Origin of the sequence: Streptomyces griseorubiginosus (assembly GCF_017614965.1) — a bacterium.
GTDB classification, from domain to species: Bacteria; Actinomycetota; Actinomycetes; order Streptomycetales; family Streptomycetaceae; genus Streptomyces; species Streptomyces griseorubiginosus_B.
The window spans coordinates 37,895-45,325 of sequence record NZ_WVUG01000034.1 but is presented as its reverse complement, the minus strand read 5'-3'; the positions used below and the strand labels follow the sequence as shown (position 1 = coordinate 45,325).

Below are 7,431 nucleotides of genomic sequence, written 5' to 3'. Positions count from 1 at the left end.
GGGGGGTACGGGGCCGCCGCGCAGCCGGGCCAGGGCGGCGGCCGCCGAGCGGGGCTCGCCGTGCCGCCCCTCGTGGCCCAGCAGCAGGGTCTCGGCGTCCTCGACGTCGTAGCACCGCTCGACTCGCACCCCCGCGGCGAGCAGGCGCGGATACACCTCGGCCGTGGACCGCCACACCCAGCGAGCTACCTCCGGCCGCCCCCGCACGGCCGCCGCCAGGTCCGGTTCGCGGCGCACGGGTCCGGCGAGCAGCCCGTCCGGACCGAGGGGGGCGATCTCCACGCCACCGTCCTCGGCCGGAGCGAGCGCCCAGCGGTCGGTCATGGTTGCGAGTGTGGCAGGAGGGTCTGACAACGGCCTCAGCCCGCGGTGGGCGGGGCCTGCAGATATCCCTCCAGCAGCTTCCCCAGCTCGGTCTCCGCCGTCTCCTTGCGGATCCCGAGGCCGGACAGCACCCCGGTGCCGTGCTCGAACTCCAGCAGGGCGAGCAGGATGTGCTCGGTGCCGATGTAGTTGTGGCCCAGACGCAGGGCCTCGCGGAAGGTGAGCTCGAGGACCTTCTTGGCGTCCGAGGCGTACGGCACGAGTTCCGGGCCCTGCTCGGCGGCGGGCGGCAGCGCGGCCCGCGCGGCCTCGCGCACCGCGTCCAGGGAGACGCCCTGCGCGGTGATCGCCTTGGCGGCCAGCCCGTCCGGTTCGGCGAGCAGGCCGAGCACCAGGTGGGCCGGCACGACCTCCGTGTGGGGCCCGGCCTTGGCCTCGTTGTGCGAGGCCATCACGACATTGCGGGCACGCGGCGTGTACCGGCCGAAGCCCTGGTTCGGGTCGAGGTCGGTGGACTCCTTCGGCACGAACCGCTTCTGCGCGGCCTGGCGGGTGACGCCCATGCTCTGGCCGATATCGGTCCAGGACGCGCCCGAGCGGCGGGCCTGGTCCACGAAGTGGCCGATCAGGTGGTCGGCCACCTCGCCGAGGTGGTCGGCGGCGATGACCGCGTCCTGGAGCTGGTCCAGGGGTTCGGAGTGCACCTTCTTGATCGCCGCGATGAGGTCGTCGAGACGTACGGATGACGTGGTCGGATTCGTCGACATGTGTCAACCTTAGGTTGACAGTGGAGGAGTGTCAACCGTTGGTTGACAGTTGCCGGGAGCTCCATCGATGTCAGTGCCCCGTGTCACGATCGAGGGGTGAGTACAGCCAGTACCGTCGACCGTGCCTTCCGGGCCGCCCTCTACGCCGAGTCGGACACCGCCCTCGACACCGGCGCCTCCCTGCTGGCCGCCGACCCGGCCGCGGACGGGGAACTGGCGCGCCGGGGCCGGGAGTTCGTGGCCTCGACCTGGCAGCGCGGCTGGCAGCCCGCCGACGTCGTACGGATCGTGCGGCGAGAGCTGGAGGACGCGCACGTGCGGCTGGTGTCGGCACTGATCCGCGCGCAGTCGCCGGACGACCGCCCCCGCGGCCCCCGCTGGAGGGCCCAGGTGGAGGAGCTCACCGAGGAACCGCCCGCCGGCGCCGACCGTTTCACGCACGCGACCACCGCCCTGGAGCTGTACCGGCTGCTGCTGCGCCTGCCGTCCCTGGAGCCGCTCGACGAGCACGAGCCCGCCCGCACGCCGGCCGCCCGCCCCGAGTCCCGCATGCTGGCCCGCATCCGCGCGCTGCTGGCCAAGGCGGAGGCGACCGGTTTCCCTGAGGAGGCGGAGGCCCTCACCGCCAAGGCGCAGGAACTCACCGCCCGCCACAGCATCGACGAGGCGCTCCTCGCGGCCGGGACGCCCACGGCGGACACCCCCGGCGCCTGGCGGATCGGGGTCGAGCCGCCGTACGAACAGGCGAAGGCGGTCCTCCTGGACGCGGTGGCGGCCGCCAACCACTGCCGTGCGGTGTGGAACGAACCCTTCGGCTTCTCCACGGTCGTCGGTTTCGCCGCCGACCTGGAGGTGGTCGAACTGCTCTACACCTCGCTCCTCGTCCAGGCCACGCACGCGATGACGAAGGCAGAGGCGGCCCAGCGCGCCGGCGGCCGCAGACGCACCAAGACCTTCCGCCAGTCCTTCCTCGCGGCCTACGCCCACCGCATAGGCACCCGTCTCGGGAAGGCCGCCGAGATCCAGGTCACCGACGACCTGCTGCCGGTACTCGCCTCCCGCGAGGTCGCCGTCACGACCGAGACGGACCGTATGTTCCCGAGGACGACCACGAGCCGGCTGCGCGGGGTGACCGACGCGGCGGGCTGGAGCGAGGGTGCCGAGGCCGCCGACCGGGCCCAGGTGGGGGCCCGGCCGCGGCTGCCGTGAGCGGGCGGCCCGTCAGTCGCCGGCCTGCGTGAGAGGCGTCACCGACGCTTCCGGGGCATCACCCTTGAGGACGACATCGCCGTAGGACCAGGCGAAGCTGTGGGCGACGGTGGAACCGGGCAGGGTGAACTTCGCGGTCTTCACCGCGAGGCTCTGCTTGCCGCCCGCCTCACCGCGCGTGTACGTGATCGTGAACGAGGCCGTCGCGTCCTTGGCCAGCGTCAGCTTGGCCGGCTTCGCGCTCTTGTCGGCGGGGACCGTCTTCGAGGCGTCACCGGCGACGAGGTCGACGCCCGGGAAGCCGTTCAGCGTGCAGCTCGTGCCGCGGTTGGTGACCGTGACGGTGACGTCGCCGGTGTCCCCGGCCGACGGCGCCGCGCTGGCGGCGACCGAGACGCCGACCGTGCACCCGGCTTCGGTCTTGTTCTTGTCGCCGTCGTCACCGCCGCCGTTGCTGTCGCAGGCGGTCAGGAGCAGGGCCGAGGCGAGGGCCGCGACGGCGAGCGGGGTGGTGCGCATGTGGTTCCTCTGGTGATCAGGGGCGTGACGCCGCCGAACCTACTGCCCCGCACCGGCCGTCGGCAGCCCGGACGGCAGCTTGCCACCCTCCGCCTTGGTGTACGTCTCCTTGCCGAGCGCCCCCGACCAGGTGATCTTCAGCGCGCTCCCGGAGACCGAGTCGACCATCCCGGTGGCCCGCTTCTTGTCGCCGTTCGTGCAGGTCAGATGGATCATCTGCATGCCCGCTTCCTTGCCCGCGGTCCCGCTGCACACACTGCCGCCGGTGGAGAAGAGCGCGGCCTGCTTGCCGGTGATCACCATCGCCACCGCCTTGCCGTCGGTGGTGGCGAGCCAGCTGCCCTGCAGACCGCCGGACGCGGTGGTCGACGTACCGCTGGAGCCGCCCGTTACGGCGCCGGAGGACGAGGCGGCCGAGGAGGGACTCGCCGACGAGTCGTCCTTGGAGCCGCCACCGCCGCTGCACGCGCTGAGCGCGAGCACGCCCGCGAGCACCGCGGCGGCCGCGGCGATCCGCACCGGCCGACGCGGCGCCGTACGAGAGGGACGCGGGAAGGTCGCCGTAGTCACTGGTAGCTCCCAAGCTCTAGCGGACCGTGAACGGCCGGCCGGCCGTCCGACCGGCCGCAGCAAGCTACCAGCCGCACCCGTCGATGCCATGGGGAGCGCCTGTGAGACTTCGTGGCAGGACTTGCGTACCCCCTGCTGAGCCACGCGAGCGCCGCATACGCTCCGCGCGACCGCCTGAACGGTGGAACAGGAACGGCTCCCAGTGCGTCTGTTCCTAGTGGACGGGGGATGTCCGCCGGGCTTCGGGGAAGACGCCGATCGGCCCGGTAAAGGAGTCGTCAAAGCTGTAACCACAGGACCACCCCCCGTGCACGTGCATCTGCTCATGCATCTGCACGTGAACAGGGTTATGATCCGGGTCAGTTGACCACTGCATCACTGGCCCCAAGGCCACCGCACCACCAGGGAGCGACCTGTGGACCACGACGTGTACAACGACGTGTACAACGGCATGGCGGCCACGGAGCTGGACGGGGTGGCCTGGCAGAAGAGCCGGCACAGCAACTCCCAGGGTTCCTGCGTGGAGTTCGCCCGGCTGCCCGGCGGTGACGTCGCCGTCCGCAACTCCCGCTTCCCCGACGGCCCGGCCCTGGTCTACACCCGCGCCGAGATCGAGGCGATGCTCCTGGGCGTCAAGGACGGGGAGTTCGACCACCTGGTCGCCGGCTGAGAACCGGGCCGCCGACCTGCGACCCGGCTGGGTGACGCGCGTAGAGACAGCGCGTCACGCCGCGTCCGTGAAGCTCACTCGGCGGACGCCTGCTGGACCTGCGGCAGCCGGAACAGGGCCCACACGACCTTGCCGCTCAGCGTGCCGGCCAGCGGGTGCCAGCCCCAGCTGTCGGCGAAGGAGTCGACCAGGAACAGCCCCCGCCCGGACTCCGCGGAGAAGTCCTCGGTCTCCCGCTCCACGGGAGAGTCCTGGCTGGGATCGCGGACCGCGCACACCAGCCGCTCGGTCCACCGCATCAAGTGCAGCCGCACGAGCGGCACTTGCTCCACCGAGCACACCGCGCCCGCGGGCAGGGCGTGCCGCAGGGCGTTGGTCACCAGTTCCGAGACGACCAGGCACACGTCGTCGAACCGCTCGCCGACGTCCCACTGGTCGAGGGTTCTCCGGGTGAACAGCCTTGCCTCACGCACCGCTTCGTAGCGGGCGGGCAGAGCGCAGGAGGCGGCGTTGGACACGGCCGCGGGATCAAGCGGCGGAAGGCCCTGCCGTAACGGCTCGAGCATGGTCGATCCATTCGTCCCCATGCGAGGCACTCCCGGGAATTCGCGGTCGTTGCGATGCAGCGGATGCGCGAGACCATGGTTTCGGATGCGCGGTGCAGATGCAAGGTGCAGATGCACGTGCAGGTGACCGAATTGGACGTTCCCGTACCGCTTCTTGGTCATTTTTTCCGCCATCTTCTCTCCCGCTACTTGCCAACTCCTTCCTTCGGCCTGCGCAGAATCTTTGACTTCTTTCCATCTCTGTAATCGGACGAGTACTGCTCGGAGTGTTTTAGTGGCAGACTTCGGCCCCTGAAGGCGTTGGGGAGGCTGGCGAACGTGAGCGTGGGAGAGCCCGGATCGGTGGTGCGGCGCATGCTGCTCGGCTCGCAACTCAGGCGACTGCGCGAGGCGCGCGGAATCACGCGCGAGGCGGCGGGTTACTCGATCCGCGCCTCGGAGTCGAAGATCAGCCGGATGGAGCTGGGCCGGGTGAGCTTCAAGACACGGGATGTGGAAGACCTGTTGACGCTGTACGGCATCACCGACGAGGCGGAGCGCACCTCGCTGCTGTCCCTCGCACGGGAGGCCAACGTGGCGGGCTGGTGGCACAGTTACTCGGACGTCCTGCCGAGCTGGTTCCCCACCTATGTCGGCCTGGAGGGCGCGGCCTCGCTGATCCGCGCCTACGAGGTGCAGTTCGTGCACGGGCTGCTGCAGACGCCGGAGTACGCGCGCGCGGTGGTCAAGCGCGGCATGAAGGGCGCGAGCGAGTCGGACATCGAGAAGCGGGTGGAGCTGCGCCTGGAGCGCCAGAAGTACCTCGTCTCGGAGAACGCCCCCGACTTCCACATCGTCCTGGACGAGGCCGCGCTGCGCCGCCCGTACGGCGACCGGGAGGTGATGCGCGGTCAGCTCCAGCACCTGATCGACATCTCCGAGCAGCCGAACGTACGGCTGCAGATCATGCCGTTCAGCTTCGGCGGCCACGCCGGCGAGAGCGGGGCGTTCACCATCCTGTCCTTCACGGAGTCGGACCTCACCGACGTCGTCTACCTGGAGCAGCTGACCAGCGCCCTCTATCTGGACAAGGCCGAGGACGTCGCCCAGTACGAGAAGGCGCTGGCCGAGCTCCAGCGGGACAGCCCGGGGCCGGACGCGAGCCGTGACCTTCTGCGGGGTCTCCTCCAGCTTTCCTGAGGTTCTCCCCAGAAGTTCGCTCCGCGTCCCCAACTCATGCGGCGCGCACGTACGATGACGTGTGATCAGACCGTGGCGTTGATCGTGTGTCTGCTAGTGATTTGGGGATCACATGTCGTCGTACTTCACCGACCTGGCCCAGCAGTACATCGACGGTGAGTGGCGCCCGGGCACCGGCTCCTGGGACATCATCGACTTCAACCCGTACGACAACGAGAAGTTGGCGTCGATCACCATAGCCACGGTCGACGAGGTGGACGAGGCGTACCGGGCGGCGGCCCGCGTCCAGAAGCAGTGGGCGAGGACCAACCCCTACACCCGGCGCGCGGTCCTGGAGAAGGCGCTCAGACTGGTCGAGGAGCGCGAGCAGGAGATCGCCGATGCGATCGTCGCCGAGCTCGGCGGCACCCGGCTGAAAGCCGGCTTCGAGCTGCACCTGGCCAAGGAGTTCCTGCGCGAGTCGATCCAGTGGGCGCTTCGCCCCGAGGGCAGGATCCTGCCCTCGCCGGTCGACGGCAAGGAGAACCGCCTCTACCGCGTCCCGGTCGGCGTGGTGGGTGTGATCAGCCCCTTCAACTTCCCCTTCCTGCTGTCCATCAAGTCCGTCGCGCCCGCCCTCGCGCTCGGCAACGGCGTCGTCCTGAAGCCGCACCAGAACACCCCGATCACCGGCGGTTCCCTGGTCGCCAAGATCTTCGAGGACGCGGGCCTGCCGGGCGGCCTGTTCAACGTCGTCATCACGGACATCGCCGAGATCGGCGACGCCTTCATCGAGCACCCGATCCCGAAGGTCATCTCCTTCACCGGCTCCGACAAGGTCGGCCGGCACGTCGCCACCGTCTGCGCCGCGAGCTTCAAGCGCTCGGTCCTCGAACTGGGCGGCAACAGCGCCATCGTGGTCCTCGACGACGCCGACATCGACTACGCGGTCGACGCGGCGGTCTTCAGCCGCTACGTCCACCAGGGCCAGGTCTGCATGGCCGCCAACCGCGTGCTCGTGGACCGCTCCATCGCCGACGAGTTCACCGAGAAGTTCGTCGCCAAGGTCAGGACCCTCAAGGTCGGCGACCCCAGCGACCCGCAGACGGTGATCGGCCCGGTCATCAACTCCTCGCAGGCGGACGCCGTCTCCTCCGTCGTCCAGCAGGCGATCAGCGAGGGCGCGACGGCCCTGGTGCACGGCACGACCACCGACAACCTGGTCGAGCCGTCGGTCCTGACCGGCATCCCCGCCGACTCGGCCCTGCTGCGCCAGGAGGTCTTCGGCCCGGTCGCCTTCCTCATCCCCTTCGACGGCGAGGAGGAGGCCGTACGCATCGTCAACGACACGCCCTATGGCCTGAGCGGGGCCGTCCACACCGGTGACATCGAGCGGGGGGTCGAGTTCGCCAAGCAGATCGACACCGGCATGTTCCACGTGAACGACGGCACCGTCCACGACGAGCCCGTCGTCCCCTTCGGCGGTGAGAAGAACTCCGGCATCGGCCGTCTGAACGGCGAGGGGACCGTCGAGTGCTTCACCACGCAGAAGTGGATCTCGGTGCAGCACGGCCGCAGCGGTTTCCCGTTCTGATTTCGTCCGGTCGCGCGGGTCATCGAGGACAGGATCTGACCTCGATGGCCCGTA

The 7,431-nt window shown here is 69.9% G+C and carries 8 protein-coding genes and 1 pseudogene; 4 read left to right on the top strand and 5 right to left on the bottom strand.

Going from position 1 to position 7,431, the window contains the following annotated elements; translation table 11 throughout:
• Positions 1 to 354 (bottom strand): annotated as a pseudogene (locus tag GRC12_RS09785) (bifunctional 3'-5' exonuclease/DNA polymerase); the annotation flags it as partial.
• Between the two features lie 5 nt (positions 355 to 359).
• Positions 360 to 1,091, bottom strand: a complete 732-nt coding sequence (locus GRC12_RS09780; RefSeq protein ID WP_208778798.1) for a Clp protease N-terminal domain-containing protein — start codon at positions 1,089 to 1,091, stop codon at positions 360 to 362.
• A 96-nt stretch (positions 1,092 to 1,187) separates the two neighbouring features.
• Between GRC12_RS09780 and GRC12_RS09775 the strand changes: the two genes are divergently transcribed.
• The gene (locus tag GRC12_RS09775; protein ID WP_208778797.1) at positions 1,188 to 2,300 is read left to right on the top strand and encodes a DUF2786 domain-containing protein; all 1,113 of its coding nucleotides are present in this window, start codon (positions 1,188 to 1,190) and stop codon (positions 2,298 to 2,300) included.
• Positions 2,301 to 2,312: 12 nt separating this feature from the next.
• Here GRC12_RS09775 and GRC12_RS09770 read toward each other — a convergent pair whose 3' ends face one another.
• Both GRC12_RS09770 and GRC12_RS09765 read right to left on the bottom strand, forming a co-directional pair.
• Positions 2,313 to 2,819, bottom strand: coding sequence for a DUF4232 domain-containing protein (locus GRC12_RS09770; RefSeq protein WP_208778796.1), 507 nt, complete (start codon positions 2,817 to 2,819; stop codon positions 2,313 to 2,315).
• A 39-nt stretch (positions 2,820 to 2,858) separates the two neighbouring features.
• Positions 2,859 to 3,389, bottom strand: coding sequence for a hypothetical protein (locus tag GRC12_RS09765; RefSeq protein WP_208778795.1), 531 nt, complete (start codon positions 3,387 to 3,389; stop codon positions 2,859 to 2,861).
• Positions 3,390 to 3,804: 415 nt separating this feature from the next.
• Between GRC12_RS09765 and GRC12_RS09760 the strand changes: the two genes are divergently transcribed.
• Entirely contained in the window at positions 3,805 to 4,059 is a 255-nt protein-coding gene (locus tag GRC12_RS09760) for a DUF397 domain-containing protein (protein ID WP_133044265.1), read from the top strand.
• 74 nt (positions 4,060 to 4,133) lie between these two features.
• On the opposite strand, the gene GRC12_RS09755 is transcribed toward GRC12_RS09760, so the two are convergent.
• Positions 4,134 to 4,646, bottom strand: coding sequence for an ATP-binding protein (locus GRC12_RS09755; protein WP_208778794.1), 513 nt, complete (start codon positions 4,644 to 4,646; stop codon positions 4,134 to 4,136).
• Between the two features lie 333 nt (positions 4,647 to 4,979).
• Here GRC12_RS09755 and GRC12_RS09750 point away from each other — a divergent pair, with 333 nt between their 5' ends.
• Positions 4,980 to 5,804 (top strand): helix-turn-helix domain-containing protein, encoded by an 825-nt coding sequence (locus GRC12_RS09750; RefSeq protein WP_208778800.1) that lies wholly within the window; start codon positions 4,980 to 4,982, stop codon positions 5,802 to 5,804.
• A gap of 112 nt (positions 5,805 to 5,916) precedes the next feature.
• Positions 5,917 to 7,377 (top strand): aldehyde dehydrogenase family protein, encoded by a 1,461-nt coding sequence (locus GRC12_RS09745; protein WP_208778793.1) that lies wholly within the window; start codon positions 5,917 to 5,919, stop codon positions 7,375 to 7,377.
• The last annotated feature ends 54 nt before the right edge of the window (positions 7,378 to 7,431 follow it).

Coding starts and splice junctions, on each gene's coding strand:
- GRC12_RS09770 (WP_208778796.1), bottom strand. CDS start 2,819: ATGCGCACCACCCCGCTCGCCGTCGCGGCCCTCGCCTCGGCCCTGCTC.
- GRC12_RS09750 (WP_208778800.1), top strand. CDS start 4,980: ATGCTGCTCGGCTCGCAACTCAGGCGACTGCGCGAGGCGCGCGGAATC.
- GRC12_RS09755 (WP_208778794.1), bottom strand. CDS start 4,646: ATGGGGACGAATGGATCGACCATGCTCGAGCCGTTACGGCAGGGCCTT.
- GRC12_RS09780 (WP_208778798.1), bottom strand. CDS start 1,091: ATGTCGACGAATCCGACCACGTCATCCGTACGTCTCGACGACCTCATC.
- GRC12_RS09745 (WP_208778793.1), top strand. CDS start 5,917: ATGTCGTCGTACTTCACCGACCTGGCCCAGCAGTACATCGACGGTGAG.